The sequence below is a fragment of the Rhodococcus sp. NPDC060086 genome (assembly GCF_042730275.1).
Taxonomy (GTDB): domain Bacteria; phylum Actinomycetota; class Actinomycetes; order Mycobacteriales; family Mycobacteriaceae; genus Rhodococcus.
Window position 1 is genome coordinate 17,881 of record NZ_JBHWWZ010000026.1, and the last position, 21,014, is coordinate 38,894.

Sequence of the window (21,014 nt, forward strand, 5' to 3'; positions counted from 1 at the left end):
TCCCCGCACGCGCCGCAGCCCGATACCACCGGCGACGGTACGGCCCCCGGTGTTCGAACGACAGTCGATCCTCCATTATCCCGAACCGACCCGCAGCGGACTAATCCCCGTCCGCGACGGCTTCGGCGGCGGCGATCACGTTGCGGATCAGTTGAGCGAAGCCATCGGCACCCAGTTGGGGCAGCATTCCCGGGACGAGCCCGTTGAGCACGACCGACACCAATGCCTCCGCGGTGAGGGCGCCGCCCGTCGTCGACGCCATCGTCTCCAGACGCTGCGCGAACTCTCCGAATGTGACGTCGCGGTCGCCGTGATCGAACGCGACGGCGTCGGGGGCGACCGCGGCCGCACGAGCGGCGAGGTCCGGCAGGTCCGCGACGGTGCGGGCCTTCCGTGGTCGAGCTGCTCGCGCGCGTTCGTCCTCGCTTCGCAGATCGATGGAGCGCAGCACGACCTGCGGATCGTCGGTCACGGCGTCGAGGACGCGGAGGAACCGTTCGATGAACACTTCGATCGTGCTGCGATCGAACAGCGCGGTCGCGTAGGTGAAGGTCACGTCCATCTCGTCGAGGAGGCCGGCGGCGGAGAACCGTTCGACGACGGTGCACTGCAGGTCGAACTTCGCCTGGTCCGCACCGGTCTCGAGTGGCTGGACCGCCAGCCCGGGAAGTTCGAGGGTGCCGGTGTCGATGTTCTGGAAGGTGAGCATCACCTGGAACAGCGGGGTGTGCGCGCTGGTCCGGCGCACTCCCAGCGAATCCACGAGTCGCTCGAACGGGACATCGGCGTTGCCGAATGCCGCCAGGTCCTTCTCCTTCGCCTGCCCGAGCAGGTCGGAGAACGTCGAGCCTCCCGCGACCCGGGTGCGCAGCACGAGGGTGTTGACGAACATGCCCACGAGGTCGTCGAGTGCCTCTTCCCCGCGGCCGGCGGTCGGGGTGCCCACCGTGATGTCCTCGGATCCGGACAGTCGCGACAACAGCACCGCGAACGCGGCGTGCATCACCATGAATACGGTGACGCCCTGATCACGCGCGGTCTTCTCGACCCGCTGGGCGAGCGACTCACCGAGCCCGAACACGACGGATTCACCGTCGGTCGACTGTCGCGCCGGGCGCGGCCGATCGGTGGGCAGCGCGAGCATTTCGGGTACTCCGGCGAGCTCGTCGGTCCAGTAGGCGAGCTGGCGTGCCAGTTCGCTGTCCGGATCGGTGGCGTCACCGAGCACCGACGACTGCCACAGCGTGTAGTCGGCGTACTGGACGTCCAGCGGGGCCCAGTGCGGCGTCGTACCTTCGACACGCGCCAGGTACGCGACCATCACGTCGCGGATCAGTGGCCGCATCGAATAGCCGTCGGCGCTGATGTGGTGGGCGACGACTGCGAGCACGTGCTCGTCGGTGTCGGCAATCACATGCTCGGTGTCGGCGACCCGGAACAGTGCGACCCGCACCGGCGGGATCTGTGCGGTGACGTCGAACCCGGTGCCGAGCACCTCGGTCAGCTGTCCGACGAGGTCGGCGGCGGACACCTCGATCGGTTCGAGATCGGACGTTGCCTCCGCAACGGGCAGCACGACCTGGATCGGACCGTCCTCGGTGTCGGGGTACACCGTGCGCAGCACCTCGTGCCGGGCGACGACGTCGGCGACCGCAGCACGGAGCGCGTCCGTGTCGAGGGCACCGGTGAGCCGCACCGCCACCGGGATGTTGTAGACACCCGACTCCGGATCGACCTGGTTGAGGGTCCACATGCGCTGCTGTGCCAGCGACAGCGGAATCCGATCGGGCCGGGGACCCGCCACGAGCGCAGCACGGGCACCGCGTCCGACGGACGGCTGGATGTGCGCCGCGAGTGCCACGATCGTCGACGCCTCGAACACGGTGCGCACCGCGACACGGGTGTCGAGTGCCGCACCGAGTCGGGCCGACAGCTGCGTCGCAAGCAACGAGTTGCCGCCCAGTTCGAAGAAGTCGTCGTCGAGACCGACCCGTTCGATGCCGAGCAGTTCCGCCACGGTCGCCGCGACGATCTCCTCGACCGGAGTGGTGGGTGCCCGGAAGGTGCCCGCGTCGAGTTCCGGTTCGGGCAGTGCCGCCCGATCGAGCTTGCCGTTGGTGGTGAGCGGCAGGGCGTCGAGGACGACGAACGCCGACGGCACCATGTACGACGGCAACCGTTCGCCCAGCTGCACTCTGAGCGCGTCGATGTCGACATCCTCGCCCGACGATACGACGTACGCCACGAGGCGGTCACCGACGTGGGCGTCGCTGCGGACGAGTACCGCGACGTCGCGCACCGTGTCGCGCTCGCGCAGGACCGCTTCGATCTCGCCGAGTTCGATGCGGTAACCGCGAACCTTGACCTGGAAGTCGGCGCGCTCGAGGTATTCGAGGTGGCCTTCACGGTTCCAGCGCACGATGTCGCCGGTGCGGTACATCCGCGCGCGGCCGAACGGGTCGGCGACGAATCGGTCCGCGGTGAGGTCGGCGCGGTCGTGGTAGCCGCGGGCGAGCTGGGTGCCCGCAAGGTACAGCTCGCCTGCCACGCCTGGCGGGACCGGCCGCAGGCGACCGTCGAGCACGTACACAGCGGTGTTCCACTCGGGCACACCGATCGGGACGGCGGCGGTGTCGTCGTCGCCCACCTCGTGGACGGTGACGGACACGGCGGCTTCGGTCGGGCCGTACAGGTTGAACAGGGCCGCACTGTTCGACGCGCGGAACTGCTGTGCGACCGGCGCCGGCAGCGCCTCGCCGATGGCGAGCACCCGCCGCAACGACTGCGACACTTCGCCGTTCGCGACGGTCATGAGCATCGACAGCATCGATGGCACGGTGTGCAGGGTCGTCACGTGCTGCTCACGCAGCAGGGTCAGTAGGCGGTCGGGGTCGCGGTGACCGTCGGCGGTCGCGACGACAAGACGCGCCCCCGAGGTCAGGGCAGACCAGAACTCCCACACCGACAGGTCGAACGTGGCGATGGTCTTGAGCAGCACCGCGTCGTCCGGTCCGAGGTCGAACGCAGCGCGTTTCCACTCGAGCTGGTTGACGATCGCAGCATGCGGTACCGCGACGCCCTTCGGCCGACCGGTCGACCCGGACGTGAAGATCACGTAGGCGGTGTTGTGTGCGCGCAGCGGGGCCGTGCGGTCGCAGTCGGTGATCGGCGCGTCGGACAGATTCGACAGGTCGAGATCGTCGAGCACGACCTCGGCCACACCGGGATGCCCGATCCTGTCGGCGGCCGTGGTGATCACCGCCGCGGGTGCAGCGGTACCGAGGATGTACTCGTTGCGCTCGAACGGCTGGTCCGGGTCGACGGGCACGTAAGCGGCGCCGGCCTTGGCGATCGCATACATGCCGATCAGCAACTCGGGTGAGCGGCGAACGGCGAGTGCGACGCGGTTCTCCGGCCCGACGCCGAGCCCGATCAAGTGCCGGGCGAGGCGGTTGACGGCCGTATCGAATTCCGCGTACGTCCACTGTGCGCCCTCGTACACGAGCGCCACCGCGTCGCCGTCGCGTTCGACCTGCTCGTCGAACAGGTCGATGAGTGTGCGCGTCCCGTCGACGTCGTGATCGGTGTCGTTCCACGTGGTGAGCACGTCGTCGCGCTCGCCGGGGAGCAGCACCGCGTGATCACCGACCGGCACGGTGGGCGCCTGCAGGACGGCACCGAGAAGCTGTTCGAACCTCGCAGTGACACCGCGGGCGGTGTCGTCGTCGAACAGATCGGTGGCGTACGTGAGGATCGCGTCGATACCGGCGGGTGCACCCTCGTCGTCATAGCGGTCGGCGACGATCAGGTGCAGGTCGAACTGGGCGGTTCCACCTTCGAGATCGAGCGGAGCCACCTCGAGTCCGGGCAGTTGCAGCTCGGTTCCGGCCTGGTTCTGGAACGAGAAACCGACCTGGAACAGCGGATGACGGGCCGTCGAACGCGCCGGATTGAGCACCTCGACGAGTCGTTCGAACGGCACGTCGGCGTGAGCGAACGCATGCAGATCCGTCTCGCGGGCCGCGGCGAGCAGATCGGTGAACGATGCCTCTGCGGGTACGTCGAGCCGGAGCACGAGGGTGTTGACGAACATGCCGATGATGTCTTCGACGGCCTGCTCGTTTCGGCCCGCGATCGGGGTGCCCACCACGATGTCCGAGGTTCCGGACAGTCGCGCGAGCAGCGCCGCGAAGGCCGCGTGCACCGCCATGAACACGGTTGCATTGTGGCTGCGGGCGAGGTCTCGGAGCCCGGCGTGGACATCGGAGCCGATGACGAACTCGACGCGATCACCGCGGAAGGTCTGTTGCGCCGGCCGCGGACGGTCGAGCGGCAGATCCAGCTGGTCGGGCAGATCGGCGAGCGCCTCGCGCCAGTATCCGAGTTGCTGTGCCGCAATCGATTCCGTGTCGTCCTCGGAGCCGAGCACCTCACGCTGCCACAGCGCGTAGTCGGCGTACTGCACCTGCAGGGGTGCCCACACCGGATCGGTACCGGAGGTGTGCGCCGCGTAGGCGGTGACGAGGTCGCGCACGAGCGGAACCATCGACGAGCCGTCTGCGCTGATGTGGTGCACCACGACCACGAGCACGTGCTCGTCGTCGGCCACTCGCAGCAGCTGCATGAGCATCGGCACTTCGGCAGTCACGTCGAAGGTCGTCGCGGCGATCGCCCGAAGGCGCGTCTCGAGGTCGCCCGCGGTGATGTCCCTCGGAGTGAGATCGACGGACATCCGGGAAGCGGGGAGGATCTTCTGCACGGGACCGTCGCCGGTCTCGGGATACGCGGTGCGCAACGTTTCATGCCGCGCCACCAGGTCGGCGACTGCGGACTGCAGCGCTGCGGCGTCGAGTTCGCCGGTCAACCGCAACGCAAACGGAATGTTGTACGCCGTCGATTCCGGATCGAACCGATTCAAGAACCACATCCGCTGCTGCGCAGGCGACAACGGCACCCGCGCCGGACGCGACCGCGCCTCGAGCGGAACCCGGCCACCACGACCCGACTCCTGCTCCACCTGCGCAGCCAACGCCGACACCGTCGACGCCTCGAACAACGCCCGCACCGGAACCTGCGCATCCAACGCAACACCGAGCCGCGACACCACCTGCGTCGCAATCAGCGAGTTACCACCGAGCACGAAGAAATCATCATCCGCACCCACCCGCTCGACACCGAGCACATCGGCGAACACCCCCGCCACGATCTCCTCGATCGGAGTCGACGGCGCCCGGAACACCCGTGTCTCGAACACCGGCTCCGGCAGCGCCCGACGATCCAACTTGCCGTTGACCGTCAACGGGATCGACTCGATCACCACGAACGCCGACGGCACCATGTATTCGGGCACCACCGCACCCACACCATCACGCAGCGAGTCGACATCGACCGAAACGCCCTCGGCAGGAACCACATACGCAACGATCCGCGCCGCACCCGGCGCATCCTCACGCACGATCACCGCAGCCTGCGCCACCGAATCCTGCGCCAGCACCGCCGCCTCGACCTCACCGAGCTCGATCCGGAAACCACGGATCTTCACCTGATCATCGGCACGACCCAGATACTCGAGATCACCCGAGACCACCCACCGCGCAACATCACCCGTCCGGTAGAGCAAGGCACCATCCGCCGAGAACGGATCGGCCACGAACCGCGCCGACGACAACTCCGGACGACGCAGATATCCGCGCGCGAGCTGACCGCCACCGACGTACATCTCCCCCGCAACACCCACCGGCACCGGCTGCAGCCGCCGGTCCAGCACATACACCCGCAAACCGGCGATCGGCACACCGACCACACTCGCCGATCCCGCCTCGGCGAGCTCGGCACCGATCTCCCGGTACGACACATGCACCGTCGTCTCGGTGATCCCGTACATGTTCACCAACCGCGGAGAGGTGTCCTCGTGCCGCTCGAACCACCCCGCCAAACGGCGTGGCTCGAGCGCCTCACCACCGAAAATCACATAACGCAACGCCAACCGCGCACCATCGGACGCCACACGATCGGCCTCCGCAAGCTGATAGAACGCCGACGGAGTCTGGTTCAACACCGTCACCTGCTCACGAACCAGCAACTCCCGGAACGCCTCCGGCGACCTCGACGTGAAGTAGTCGACAACCACCAGGGTCCCGCCGTACAACAACGGGCCCCACAACTCCCACACCGAGAAATCGAACGCATAGCTGTGGAACATCGTCCACACATCCGACGCACCGAACCCGTACACCGACTCGGTGTTCACCATCAACCGCACCACGTTGCGATGCGGAATCAACACGCCCTTCGGACGGCCCGTCGAACCCGACGTGTAGATCACATACGCGAGGTTCGTCGACGCGAGCGGCGCCCGACGCTCCCCATCGACGATCGGCGCATCGTCCACACCCGACAGATCCACCCGATCGAGCTCGACCACCGGAACACCGTCCGGGAACGACACTTCCTCATCGGAGCGCGTCACGACCGCAACCGGCGCGGCATCCGACACCAGGAACTCGATGCGATCGGCCGGAGAGTTCGGATCCACCGGCAGATATCCACCACCGGCCTCGAGCACCGCCAACAACGCCACGACCAGATCCACCGACCGCGGCAACGCCACCGCCACCAACGACTCGGGCCCCACACCGACATCGATCAGATGCCGCGCAAGACGCCGCGCCCGCGAACCCAACTCGCTATACGACACCGACTCGTCACCGAACCGTACCGCCACCGCATCACCACGCACAGCGACCTGCGCCTCGAACATCTCCACCAGCGTCACATCCGCCGGCGCCACATCATCACCCAGCGAATTCCACCGCGACACCACGAGCTCACGCTCGAAATCATCGAGGATCCCGATATCACCGACCACGACCGCCGGATCATCCACCACCGCACGCAGAATCCGCAGCAACTGCTCCGCAAACGCCGCGACACGCAGGTCGTCGAACAGGTCGGTGGCGTAGGTGATCGCGAAATCCATGCCACCCGCGCCGTTGTCGGCACCGATCGATCCCGCGCCGATGCTGTCGGCGAAGGTGAACTGCAGGTCGAACTTTGCTGTGGGAGCTTCGTATTCGAGCGCCCTCGCGGTGATCCCGTCGAGTTCGAAATCCACTGCGCCCGTGTTCTGGAACGTCAGGGCCACCTGGAACAACGGATGCCGCGCCTGAGAGCGTTCGGGATCGATGATCTCGACGAGCCGCTCGAACGGAACGTCGGCATGTGCGAAGGCGTCGAGGTCGGTCTCCCGGACCTTGGCGAGCAGTTCCTCGAACGGCGCATCGTTGTCGAACGTGGTGCGCAGTACCAGCGTGTTGACGAACATGCCGACCAGATCGTCGAGGGCTGCCTCGCCGCGACCGGCGATCGGTGTGCCGATCGCGATGTCGTCGGTGTCCGACAGCCTCGACAGCAGCACGCTGAGAGCAGCGTGAATCACCATGAACAACGACGTGTTGTGCTCTCGCGCCAGCGTTTCCAGACGCGCGTGCAGCGTGGGTTCCATTCGGAAACTGCTGGTCCGGCCTTCACCGGAGGCCGTCTCGGGGCGCGACCGGTCGGACGGGAGGTCGAGCTGATCCGGGAGTCCCGCGAGCTGCGAGGCCCAATATCCGATCTGCTCCGAGAGCACCGATTCGGGATCGTCCTCGGATCCGAGCACCTCACGCTGCCACAGCGCGTAGTCGGCGTAGTGCACCGCGAGCGGAGACCAGGCCGGCGACTCGCCGCGTGTCTGCGACGCGTACGCGACCATGATGTCGCGCGCGAGCGGACGCAGCGAGAATCCGTCGGATGCGATGTGGTGCACCACGAGGAACAGCACGTGTTCGCGCGCGCTGAGCTCGAACAGCACCACCCGCATCGGAACCTCGGTGGTGATGTCGAATCCCATCGCGGTGAGCTGTTCGGCTCGCACGATGAGTGACGCCTCGTCGACGCTCTCGGTGATCAGTTCCACCGGGTGCGAGGCGAGTACGGACTGGTATCCCACACCGTCGACGTCGGGGTAGATCGTTCTGAGCGATTCGTGCCGTTCGACGACGTCGCCGAGCGCGGCGGTGAGTGCCTCCACGTCGAGGGCGCCCGTCAAGCGGACACCGACCGGGATGTTGTTCACCGCAGAGTCGGCGTCGAACCGGTTGAGGAACCACATGCGCTGCTGAGCAGGCGACAACGGTACTCGTTCCGGGCGGGGGCGACGCGCGAGCTGCGGTCGGATTCCTGCACCGGAGTCCTGCTCGGCACGCACCGCGAGCGCTTCGACGGTCGGGGCGTCGAAGAGTGCTCGCACGGGAATCCGGGTCCCGAGGGCCTCACCGAGGCGGGCGACGACCTGGGTTGCGACGAGGGAGTTGCCTCCGAGCGCGAAGAAGTCGTCGTCCCGTCCGACCCGTGGCACCCCGAGGACCTGCGCGAAGACTCCCGCGACGATCTCCTCCACCGGAGTGCGCGGCGGCATGAATTCGCCGACCTCGAAGGTCGGAGCAGGCAACGAGTTCCGATCGATCTTGCCGCTGGTGTTGAGCGGGAACCGGTCGAGGACCACGATCGCCGACGGAACCATGTACGACGGCAGCGCCTGCGCGAGTTCGGCCTTCATATCGAGCGGGTCGAGGGTGGCCCCGGGTGTGGCCACCACGTACGCCACCAGTTGTGGTCCCGTGCCCGGGTCGTCGCGGACGATCGCAACGGACTGACGCACCCCGCTCACCTCGCCGAGTGCCGACTCGACTTCGCCGAGTTCGATCCGGAGGCCACGCAGCTTGACCTGGTGGTCGGTACGGCCGAGGTATTCGAGCTCGAGCGTATCGATGTGTGCCGTGCTGGACCGGCCGGATGTTGCACGGGTCCATTTGACGAGGTCGCCGGTCCGGTACATGCGCGCACCGGTCGTCGAGCGCGGATCCGCGACGAATCGCTCCGCAGTCAGATCCGCTCGGCCGTGGTAGCCGCGGGCCAGCTGGGCGCCCGTGAGATAGAGCTCTCCGGACACGCCGACAGGAACCGGGCGCAGCCGCGGATCGAGCACGAGCACATCGGTATTCCACACCGGGCGGCCGATCGGCACCACCCGATCGTCGTCCGCCGCTGCGGTCCGGTACACGGTCTGCACCGTCGCTTCGGTCGGCCCGTACACGTTGTGCACGGGCGCATCGCCGAGCGCCGCGAACCGGGCAGAGCTGCTTGCCGAGAGCGCCTCGCCACCGCAGAACACGTGGGTGAGCGACGCCGCCGCACCCGTGTCGAGGTGCTCGAGGACCGCGTCGAACACCGTCGGGACGAACTGCACCACGGTGGTGACGGTGTGTCCGATCTCCGCTGCCATGCGAGCGGGATCGCGGTGGAGATCCGGGGACCCCACGACGACGGACGCACCGGTCTGCAACGGCAGGAAGATCTCCCATACGGACGCGTCGAACGTCACTGGGGTCTTGAGCAGGACTGCGTCCGACTCCGTGAACGCGAATCGATCCTGCATCCACAACATCTGGTTGACCACGGAGCCGTGGGTCACGCCGACGCCCTTGGGTCGGCCGGTCGAACCCGACGTGTACAACACGTACGCGAGGTGCTCGGCGCGCAGGGGTGCGGTGCGGTCTGCGTCGGTGAGCGGCCCGTCGTCGAAGCCGGAGAGGTCGAGTGCATCGATGTCGCATGTGGTGACCGAGGTGGCACCGCGCGCCGATGCGGTCGTCCCTGCAGTGAGGAGCAGCGACGGCGCCGAGGATTCGAGGATGAACTCGATGCGTTCGGCGGGTTGGTCGGGATCGACCGGCACGTATGCGCCTCCCGCGGCGATCACTGCGTGGATCGCGACGACCATGTCGGTGGAACGGCTCAGTGCAACACCCACGCGGGTGTCGGGTCCGACGCCGCGTCCGACGAGGTACCGGGCGAGCCGGTTGACGTCGCGTCCGAACTCCCGGTACGTCCGTGGGGCGCCGAGGGCGTCGGTGCCCGGGATGAGTGCGGGAGCGTCCGGGGTACGTGCGACCTGCAGGTCCAGCAGGACGGGCACCGTGACTGCGGGGTCGAGGGGGTGCACGAGTCCGCGGGACGCCGATTCGACCGCGACGAGTTCGGCACCGGTGAGCAGCGGAAGGTCGCCGACCGGCAGTGCGGGTGTGCTTGTGATCGCCTCGAGCAACGATACGAAGCGCTCGCCCATGCCGACGATGGTCGATGCATCGAAAAGATCGGTGGCGTAAGAGAATTCGATCGAGTACCCGCCGTCGGCAGCACCGTCGAGCGGCACGTCGAGAACAGTCACCACGAGATCGAACTTCGACATACCGCTGTCGAGCGGAATGTTGGACACGGTCATGCCCGGCAGTTCGAGCGACACCTGGCCGACGTTCTGGAATGCGAGCATCACCTGGAACAACGGGTTGTGCGCCTGGCTGCGGACAGGTGCGAGCACGTCGACGAGGCGTTCGAACGGGATCTCCGCGTGCGCGAAGGCACCGAGGTCGGATTCACGCACGTGCGCAAGCAGTTCGCCGAACGTCTGCGCGAAATCGACGTGCGTGCGCAACACGAGGGTGTTGACGAACATTCCGATCAGGCCGTCGAGGGTGCGCTCACCACGACCGGCGACGGGAGTGCCGATCGTGATGTCGTCGGCCGCTCCGAGCCGTGCGAGCAGCACCGCGAGGGCAGCGTGGACCACCATGAATTCTGTGGTGCGCTGATCGTGCGCCAGCCTGTCGATCGCGGCACGCAGGTCGGCACCGATCTCGAATCGGTGTACGGCTCCGGCGTTCGTGGCCACCGCCGGACGAGGCCGGTCGGTGGGCAGTTCGAGGCTCGCGGGCACTCCGTCCAGCGCTTCGATCCAATACCGGATCTGTTGGGAGACCATCGAATCGGGATCGTCTTCGGACCCCAGGACGTCGCGCTGCCACAGCGTGTAGTCGGCGTACTGCACCTCGAGCGGTTCCCAGGCGGGATCATCGCCGGTCGAGCGTGCCGCATAGGCGATCATGATGTCGCGGGTGAGCGGGACCATCGAGAACCCGTCCGCGGCAATATGGTGCAGGACCGCTACCAGCAGGTGCTCGTCGGGTGCGAGCTCGAGCAAGCAGACGGCGAGCGGAACTTCGCGCGCCACGTCGAACGCGGTGCCTGCGAGCTCGCGCAGCGCGTCCGGAACGTCGGTTTCGGACGTGGGGATGCTCTCGAGCGCGATCGCGACGTCGGAGGGAGCGAGGATCTTCTGGTATCCGTAGCCGTCGACGTCCGGGTAGATGGTGCGGAGCGATTCGTGTCGCGCGACGACGTCCCGCAGCGCCTCTTCGAGGGCTGCGACGTCGAGCTTGCCGGACAACCGCACCGCAACCGGAATGTTGTTGACCGCCGAGTCGGGATCGAAGCGGTTGAGGAACCACATCCGCTGCTGAGCGAGCGACAGCGGAACCCGTGCCGGCCGATCTTGGGCGACCAGCGGGATCCGGTTCGTCTCGACCGAACTGGACTCGGCTGCCACGGCAAGCGATTCGACGGTCGACGCCTCGAAGATCATGCGCAGCGGCAGGCGGTGCCCGACGGCCTCGCTGATCCGCGACACCACCTGCGTCGCGATCAGCGAGTTGCCGCCGAGGGCGAAGAAGTCGTCGTCGAGCCCGACCCGGTCGAGCCCGAGGACGTCGGCGATGACCGACGCCACGATCTGCTCGACGGGTGTGGTCGGTGCCCGGAACTCCTTGACCTCGAACACCGGCTCCGGCAGAGCCTTGCGGTCGAGCTTGCCCGACAGGCTCAGCGGCAGCTGATCGAGTACGACGTACGCCGTCGGCACCATGTAACCGGGCAGGCGGGTCGACAGGACTCTCGAGATCGCACCTGTATCGAGTGCGGCCCCGGGCTGTCCGACGAGATACGCGACCAGCTGCTCACCCGAACGCGGATCCGCGCGCACCAGCACAACGGCATGGGCGACGCCCCCGGGCTCGAGGATCGCGGCTTCGATCTCCCCCAGCTCGATCCGCAGTCCTCGCAACTTGACCTGGAAGTCGGTACGGCCGATGTACTCCAGCTCACCGGAGCGCCGACCCCACTTGACGAGGTCGCCGGTTCTGTAGAGCCGTTCCCCCACTGCGAACGGAGAAGCGATGAACCGCTCAGCGGTCAGGTCCGGCCGGGTCACGTACCCCCGCGCCAACTGCACGCCCGACAGATACAGCTCGCCCGCAACCCCCACCGGGACAGGCCGGAGCCGGCCGTCGAGCACGTAGACACCGGTATTCCACACCGGCACACCGATCGGAACCGACGTCGAGTCGGCGCGGGTGACCTCGTGGTAGGTCACGTCGACCGCAGCCTCGGTGGGTCCGTACAAATTGTGCAGGCGCACCTGGGGCAGTGCCGTACGCAGGCGGTCCGCGGCAGCAGCCGACAGTGCCTCACCCGAAGCGAACACGGCACGCAGCGTCGAGACGTCCTCGACGCCGGATGCTGCGACGAACACCGCGAGCATCGACGGCACGAAGTGGGCCACCGACACCGAGTTCTCGATCATCGTCCGCACCAGGTAGTCCGGGTCGCGGTGACCGTCGGGGATGGCGACGACGAGCCGGGCACCCACCTGCAGCGGCCAGAAGAACTCCCACACCGACACGTCGAACGTGAACGGCGTCTTCTGCAGGACGACGTCGTCGGCGGCGAGTCGATACTGGTCCTGCATCCACACGAGGCGGTTCACGATCGAGTTGTGCGAGATCGCGACGCCCTTCGGCCGACCCGTAGACCCCGACGTGAACAACACATACGCCGCATTCGACGACCGCAACGGCGACACACGATCCACATCCGCCACCGACGCATCGGAGAATCCCGACACATCGAGCACATCGAGCTCGACCGAAGGCACACCCTGCGCAACAAACCCATCACGCGCAGTCGTCAACACCACCACCGGAGCAGCAACCTCGAGAATGTACCCATTACGATCCGCAGGCTGATCCGGATCCAACGGCACATACGCACCACCGGCCTTGACGATCGCATACATCCCGACCAACAGATCCAACGAACGACGCACCGCCAGACCCACCGTCGACTCCGGCCCCACACCCACCGAAATCAAATGACGCGCAACCCGATTCACACGAGAATCGAACTCCGCATACGTCAGCGACTGCCCCTCGAACTCGAGCGCCACCGCATCCGGCGTCCGACGCACCTGTGCCTCGAACAGATCGACCAACGTCAACGACGACTCGACCTCGTGCGCAGTATCGTTCCACCGCTCGAGCACCAGAGACCGCTCATCGGCATCGAGCAGATCGATATCACCGACCCGCACCGCAGGATCCGCCACAACCGTCTCGAGCACCCGCACGAAACGATCGGCGAATCCGTGCGCGGTTCCGGCATCGAACAGATCGGTCGCGTAGATGAAGGCAGCGCCGAGACCGTTGGGCGCACCATCGCCGTCGAATGCCTCGGTCAGAGTCAGCTGGAGGTCGAACTTGGCGACGGCCGAATCGATGTCGACGACGTCGAGGGTCAGGCCGCGAAGGTCGATGCGTGAGGCACGGAGGTTCTCGAACGAGAGCATCACCTGGAACAGCGGATGCCGCGCCGTCGACCGCTCCGGATTGAGTACCTCCACGAGACGCTCGAACGGCACATCCGCATGCCCGAACGCACCGAGGGCGGCGTCCCGGGCCCGGGCGAGGTGCCGGGTGAATTCGTCGGCCGCGTCGACCTCGGTGCGCAACACGAGCGTGTTGACGAACATGCCGATCAGATCGTCGAGTGCCTGCTCACCGCGGCCTGCCACCGGGGTACCGATCGCAATGTCGTCCTGTCCGGACAGACGCGACAGCATCACGGACAGCGCCGCGTGCACGACCATGAACAGCGACGCATTACGGCTGCGCGCGAGATCGACCAATCCGCGGTGCAATTCGGGATCGATTCGGAACTCGACGGTCGCACCTGCATACGACTGCTGACTCGGCCGCGGCCGGTCGGCCGGCAGATCGAGCTGGTCGGGGATGCCCGCAAGGGTGCGGCGCCAGTAGTCGAGCTGACGTGAGATGAGCGACCGGTCATCGTCCTCGGAGCCCAGGATCTGCCGTTGCCACAGCGTGTAGTCCGTGTACTGGACGGGCAGCGGCGCCCACGACGGCTCTTCCCAGTCGGTCCGCGCGGTGTACGCGACCATGATGTCGCGCGCCATCGGGCCGATCGACCAGCCGTCGGCCGAGATGTGGTGCACCACCACGACGAGCACATGTTCCGAGCCACCGAGCTCGAACAGCTCGGCGCGGATCGGGACGTCGGAGGTCACGTCGAGGCCCGTGGAGGCGAGTCGACGGACGGCTTCGGGTAGTTCGTCTGCTGCGATCACGGTCGGAGTCAGATCAGGAACGACCTCGGCGGCGGCACGCACGACCTGGTGCGGGCCCTCGGGTGAGTCCGGGAAGACGGTCCGCAGCGATTCGTGACGATCGATGACGTCCATGATCGACACCTGCAGGGCCGCGATATCGAGATCGCCGCGAAGCCGCAGTGCCATCGGCAGGTTGTAGGTCGCCGACTGGGTGTCGAAGCGGTTGAGGAACCACATGCGCTGCTGCGCGAGCGAGAGCGGGACACGTTCGGGCCGAGGCATCTTCGACAGGGCGATGCGCGCGCCGCGGCCGGCTTCCTGCTCCACCCGCACGGCGAGCGCAGCGACGGTGGTGGACTCGAACAACGCCCGCACCGGCACCTGGGCATCGAGCGCGACACCGAGTCGGGAGACGACCTGCGTGGCGAGCAGGGAGTTGCCGCCGAGCTCGAAGAAGTCGTCGTCGAGTCCGACGACCTGCAGGCCGAGGACGTCGGCGAACACCGTTGCGACGGTCTCTTCGATCGGCGTTGTCGGCCCACGGAATTCGCGGTAGCTGATGACGAGTTCGGGTTCCGGCAATGCGCGCCGGTCGAGCTTCCCGATCGGAGTGAGGGGCACCTCGTCGAGAACGATGATCTGGGACGGAACCATGTACGAGGGCAGTGACCGACCCACATGGTCGGCGAGATCCGCAGTGTCGACACCGGGAGCGGCATGCACATACGACACGAGTGCCGTCTGCCCCGAGGGCATTTCGTGGCCGATCGTGGCAGCGAAGTCCACCAGATCGTGGGTCAGCAGCGTCGCGTCGATCTCACCGAGTTCGATGCGGTAGCCACGGACCTTGACCTGGAAGTCGGATCGCCCGGTGAAGACCAGTTGATCGTCGTCGTTCCAGCGAACGATGTCGCCGGTCCGGTACATGCGGTCGCCGGAACCGCCGAACGGGTTCGCGACGAACCGATCCGCAGTGAGCGACCCGCGGCGATGATAGCCCCGGGCGAGGGCATCGCCTGCGAGGTACAGCTCGCCGGACACCCCGGCCGGGACCGGTCGCAGACGTCGATCGAGCACGAGCGCAACCACTCCGGCCACCGGAGTGCCCACGGTGATCCGTCCGTCGACCGACAGTTCGGCGCGGGTCGACACGATCGTCGTCTCGGTGGGCCCGTACGCGTTGAAGAACCGGCGCCCCGGCGCCCAGCGCGCAACGAGATCGGCGGTGGAGGCGTCGCCACCGACGTTGAGTACTCGCAGAGAATCCAGGCCGGTGGGATCGACCGATCCGAGCACCGCGGGGGTGATGACGGCGTGGGTGACCTTCGTGGCCGCGATGTGTGCGCGGAGCTCGGCCCCGCCGTAGACCGAGGGCGGAGTGATGACGAGCTCGGCACCCGTCGACCCCGCGAGCGTCCAGTCGAGCACCGACGGGTCGAAGCTCGGCGAACAGATGTGCAGAATCCGCGAGTTCTCGGTGACCTCGTAGAGTTCGACGGACTCGCGGACGAGTCCGGACAGTCCGACGTGGGTGACCGCGACGCCCTTCGGTCGACCGGTCGAACCCGAGGTGTAGATGACGTAGGCGGTGTGGTCCACGCGGAGCGGGCGAATCCGGTCGGCATCACCGATCGGGGCGCTGGAGTGCTTTGCGCATTCCGCGACGAACTCATCGTCGCCGAGGTCGATCCAGTCGACGACCGCCGGGAGCGAGCCGGATCGTTCGGCTGTGGTCAGGCCGACCAGTGCACCCGAATCGTCGAGCATGTGGGAGATGCGCTCGGCCGGATGCTCGGGATCGACGGGCAGGTACGCCGCGCCGGTCTTGGCCACCGACCAGACACCGAGAACCATCTCCCAGGATCTCGGGAACGCGAGCGCCACAATCTGTTCCGGTCCGGCACCGCGGCCGGTGAGGTAGCGGGCGATGCGGTTCGACATCTCGTCGAGCTCACGGTAGGTGATCGTCGTCTCGCCGTCGCGTACCGCGATGCGGTCGGGGTGGCGTCGGCCTCCTTCGACGAGGAGGTCGACCAGGGTGACGTGGTCGGTGACGACGGCACCGTGGGTCGCGACGAGACGATCTATCTCACCGGGAGACAGGATCTCGAGGTCTCCGACGGGAGTTGTGGGATCGGCGACGGCTCCGTCGAGAATGCGCACGAATCGTTCACCGAACGCCGCGACGGTGGCTTCGTCGAACAAATCGGTGGCGAACTCGAAGACCACGCCGAGCCCGGCCGGGCGACCGTCCTCGTCGAGCCGCTCGGTGGCCCAGAGCTGGATGTCGAACTTCGAGATCGGCATGTCGAGCTCGATGCCCACCGCATGAACACCCGCGAACGACACGTCGCGTGCGTGCGCCGGTTCGAGCGACAGCGCCGCCTGGAACAGCGGGTGCCGCGCGGTGGAGCGAGTGGGGTTGAGCACCTCGACGAGCCTCTCGAACGGCACGTCGGCATTCGAGAACGCGGTCAGGTCAGTGCCGCGGACGTCGCCGAGGAATTCCGCGAACGAGGAGCCCGGGTCGATTCTGCTGCGCAACACGAGGGTGTTGACGAACATGCCGATCAGGTCGTCGAGTTCCTTCTCGCCTCGACCCGCGACAGCGGTACCGATGGCGATGTCGCTGGACCCGCTCAGCCGAGACAGCAGCACCGCATAGGCAGCGTGCACGACCATGAACAGCGATGCGTGATGCGTACGGGCGAGATCGACCAAGCGCCTGTGGGTTTCGGCGTCGATGTCGAACCGGTGTTTGGAGCCGCCGTAGCTCGCGACCGCGGGTCGCGGCCGATCGGACGGCAGGTCGAGCTGGTCGGGAAGCCCGTCGAGTTCCTCGGTCCAGTAGGCGATCTGCTGCGCAGCGGCGGATCCCGGGTCGGATTCGAGACCGAGGGCTTCGCGTTGCCACACCGCGTAATCGGCGTACTGGATCGGCAGCGGCGCCCAATGTGGCTCGTGACCTTCGGCTCGTGCCGAGTAGGCGGTGACGACGTCACGGGCGAACGGGCCGAACGACGAACCGTCGGATGCGATGTGGTGCAACACCATTGCGAGGACGTAGGCGTCGGGAGCGAGCCTGTAGAGTGCCACTCGGAACGGAACGTCCGTCGTGACGTCGAATCCGCGACCGGCCAGCTCGACGACGGCGGCCTGCAGTCCTGCCTCGTCGACGTCCACCGGTTCGAGGACCGAGGTGACCTGCCCGGTCGGCAGGATGACCTGGCGAGGTTCACCGTCGACCTCGGGATAGACGGTCCGGAGTGTTTCGTGCCGGTGCACCACATCGGCGAAGCCGTCGGACAGTGCCCGGGGGTCGACGTCGCCGGTGAGACGGACCGTGAACGGCAGGTTGTATGCCGCGGTCGCCGTATCGAACCGGTTGATGAACCAGATGCGCTGCTGCGCGGTCGACAAGGGCAGCACGTCGGGTCGCGGCCTCGCCACCAGGGCGCGCCGGGCACCCGATCCGATCTGCTTCGCCACTCGCGTCGCGAGACCCACCACGGTGGATGCCTCGAACAGCGCACGCACCGGAATCTGGGTGTCGAGCGCGGCACCGATGCGGGAGACGACCTGGGTGGCGACCAGAGAGTTGCCACCCAGTTCGAAGAAGTCGTCGTCGAGACCCACCCGCTCGACTCCGAGAACCTCACCGAACGCGGTGGACACCGCCCGTTCCGCTGGGGTACGGGGTTCGCGGAAGGTGCGGGTACTGCTGAAGATCGGCTGCGGAAGCGCCTTGCGGTCGAGCTTGCCACTGGTGTTCAGCGGGAGTTCCTCGAGCACCATGAGCGACGCCGGGACCATGTACGACGGCAACGCACGCTCGGCGTGATCCGTCAGGTCCGCGACGTCGATCGTCGCGGTCGGAGTGGGCACGACGAAGCCCACCAGCTGGTCGCCGGTGGAGGTCTGCACCACGAGCACGACGGCCTGCGAGACGGTGTGGTGCGAGAGCAGGACCGCTTCGATCTCACCGAGTTCGATGCGCTGACCGCGGAACTTCACCTGGAAGTCGGTGCGACCGATGTAGTCGAGGATGCCGTGTTCACCGTCGGGCGACACCCAGCGGACGAGGTCGCCGGTGCGGTACATCCGGTCGCCCGGAGCGCCGAACGGGTCGGCGAGGAACCGGTCGGAGGTCAGGTCGGGCCGGTCGAGGTACCCGCGAGCAAGCTGGACGCCGGTGAGGTAGAGCTCTCCCGGGCGCCCCACCGGAACGGGGCGGAGACGACGGTCGAGCACGTACGCGCGGCTGTTCCACTGCGGGATGCCGATCGGAACGCTGTGGACGTCGCCCGGTCCGGCGCGGTGATAGGTGATCGACACCGCGGCCTCGGTGGGCCCGTAGAGGTTGTGCAGACCGGCGGAGCACAGCTGCGCGAAGTCTGCGGCCGTCTCGGAGGGCAACGCTTCGCCGATGACGAAGACGTGACGCAGTGTGTCGCAGCTCCCCTCGGGTGCATTGGCCACGAACACGGTGAGCATCGACGGCACGAAGTCGGTGAGCGTCACCCGGTGCTCGGCGATCTTGTTCGCGACGTAGACCGGGTCGCGGTGCCCGTCCGGTGTCGCGATGACGAGCGTCGCACCCACCCGCAACGGCATGAAGAAGCCCCACAGCGACACGTCGAACGTGGTGGCGGTCTTCTGCAGATAGACGTCGGTGGATGCCACGTCGTACTGGTCGTTCATCCACTGGATCTGGTTGTCGATCGCAGCGTGACCCACCGCGACGCCCTTGGGTCGGCCCGTGGATCCGGACGTGAAGATCACGTACGCGGTGGTGTCGGGCCGCACCGGCCCGAGTCGCTCCGCGTCGGTGAGCGGCCCACCATCGCGTGACGAGTGGTCGAATGTGTCGATCTCGACGACCGGCGCTACGTCGGGGAGTTCGGCGCGGTCGCGCGAGGTGGTGAGCACCACGACCGGTTTCGCGGTGTCCAGGATGTATCCGGTGCGGTCGGCAGGGTGGTCCGGGTCGATCGGCACCCATGCACCGCCGGCCTCGAGGATCGCGTACATGCCGACGAGGAGCTCGCAGGAGCGGCGGACACACAGGCCGACGAGAGACTCGGGACCGACCCCGCGGTCGACGAGTTCCCGGGCGAGGGAGTTGACGCGCGTAGCGAACTCACCGTAGGTGAGCGACTCCCCCTCGTAGACCAGTGCCGTCGCATCGGGTGTCGCGGCGGCCTGCGCCCGGAAGTCGGCGAGCAGTGCGCGTTGCTCCACCGGGTGCTCGGTGCGGTTCCAGTCGACCACGGCGCGGTCGAGTTCGACGTTCGCAGCGAGTGGGATGTCCCAGACGAGCCGGTCGGCGTCGGACGCGACGAACCGGTCGAAGAACTCGACGAACCGTACGTGGTTGGCACGTGCCTGTTCGGCCGGGTAGAGGTTGGGGTTGGACTCGAAGTCGATGTGGACGCGGGTGCCACCGCTCTTGTAGACGTTGACACCGAGATCCTCGATGAGACCGGTCGACAGGATGTTGATGTGTCCGACCATGTCGCCGAGACGAATCTCGTTCTCGAACAGCATGATGTTGACCCACGGTCCGAAGAACGTGGACTGCGCCCCGGCCGACGTGTCGCGGTCGCGGACGATGTCCTCGTGCCGGTAGCGCTGGTGTCTCAGTGCCCCGGACACGGCGGCGCCCGATGCGGCGATCAGGTCGTGCACGGTGGTGTCGTCGGTGACGTCCAGGCGCAGCGGCACGACGTTCGACACCATGCTGCCGGAGCGGCGCAACACCGCGGTCGTCCGCGCGGCGACAGGCAGGCTCAGTACGACGTCGGTGCGGCCGGTCATCTGCGCGACATACGCGGCGAAGGCCGCCACGACGGCCGTCGCGAGACTTGCACCTTCGCGCTCGGCGAGCGCGTCGACGTGATGCTCGATGTCGTCGGTGAGCGCGGCACTGTCGATGCGGCTGACGGGCGCAGGCGCTGCCGTGCGGTCGGCCAGGCTCGACGGTTCCTCGATGCCCTCGATCTGCCCCGCCCAGTACTCGCGATCGTCGGCGAACCGTTTCGAATCGCGGTAGTCCATCTCGACGTCGTAGACCTTGCGCAGGTCCGACGCGCGGTTCGGGCTGGCCTCGACCCCTTCCACGGCTGCGGTGTACAGCTCCGCGATCCGGGTCATGAAGGTCGCGGCAGCGAACCCGTCGAGTGCGAGGTGGTGGACGCGGTTGTACCAGAAGTAGCGGCTCTCACCGATGCGAAGCACCGTCGCGGCGATGAGCCGGTCGCGGAGCACGTCCACGGGCCGGCTGCGGTCCTCGCTCATCCACTCGAGCGCGGCCTGGCGGGGGTCCTGTTCGTCGCGCAGATCCACATATCCGAGCGGAGCCTCGAGGGTCGGGTCGACGAGCTGATAGGGATGCGCGTCCACTTCGATGAAGCGGAGGAACCCGGACCCTGTCTCGAGGGCCGCGCGTGCACTGGATTCGCGAAGTACGTCGAGATCGACATCGCCATCGAGTTCGACGTACTGGGCGATGTTGGCTGGCACCGTCGGGTCGACGTGCTGGGCGAACCACATGCCCAGCTGTGCCGGCGAGAGGGGAAACGCACCGGGCGGCACCGCTGCCGCACTCGTCTTCTTCGTTTCCAAGCCGCCGATACCCAGCGAGTCCAAACCCCAACCTTCCTCTCACCGTCGGACG

Annotated in this window: 1 protein-coding gene; it reads right to left on the reverse strand. The window is 67.1% G+C overall.

Annotated elements, in window-relative coordinates; translation table 11 throughout:
* Window positions 1–100: 100 nt before the first annotated feature.
* A complete protein-coding gene (locus ACFWB0_RS15585; protein ID WP_378491364.1) occupies window positions 101–20,986 on the reverse strand; it encodes a non-ribosomal peptide synthase/polyketide synthase in 20,886 nt (6,961 codons plus the stop codon).
* Window positions 20,987–21,014 lie beyond the last annotated feature (28 nt).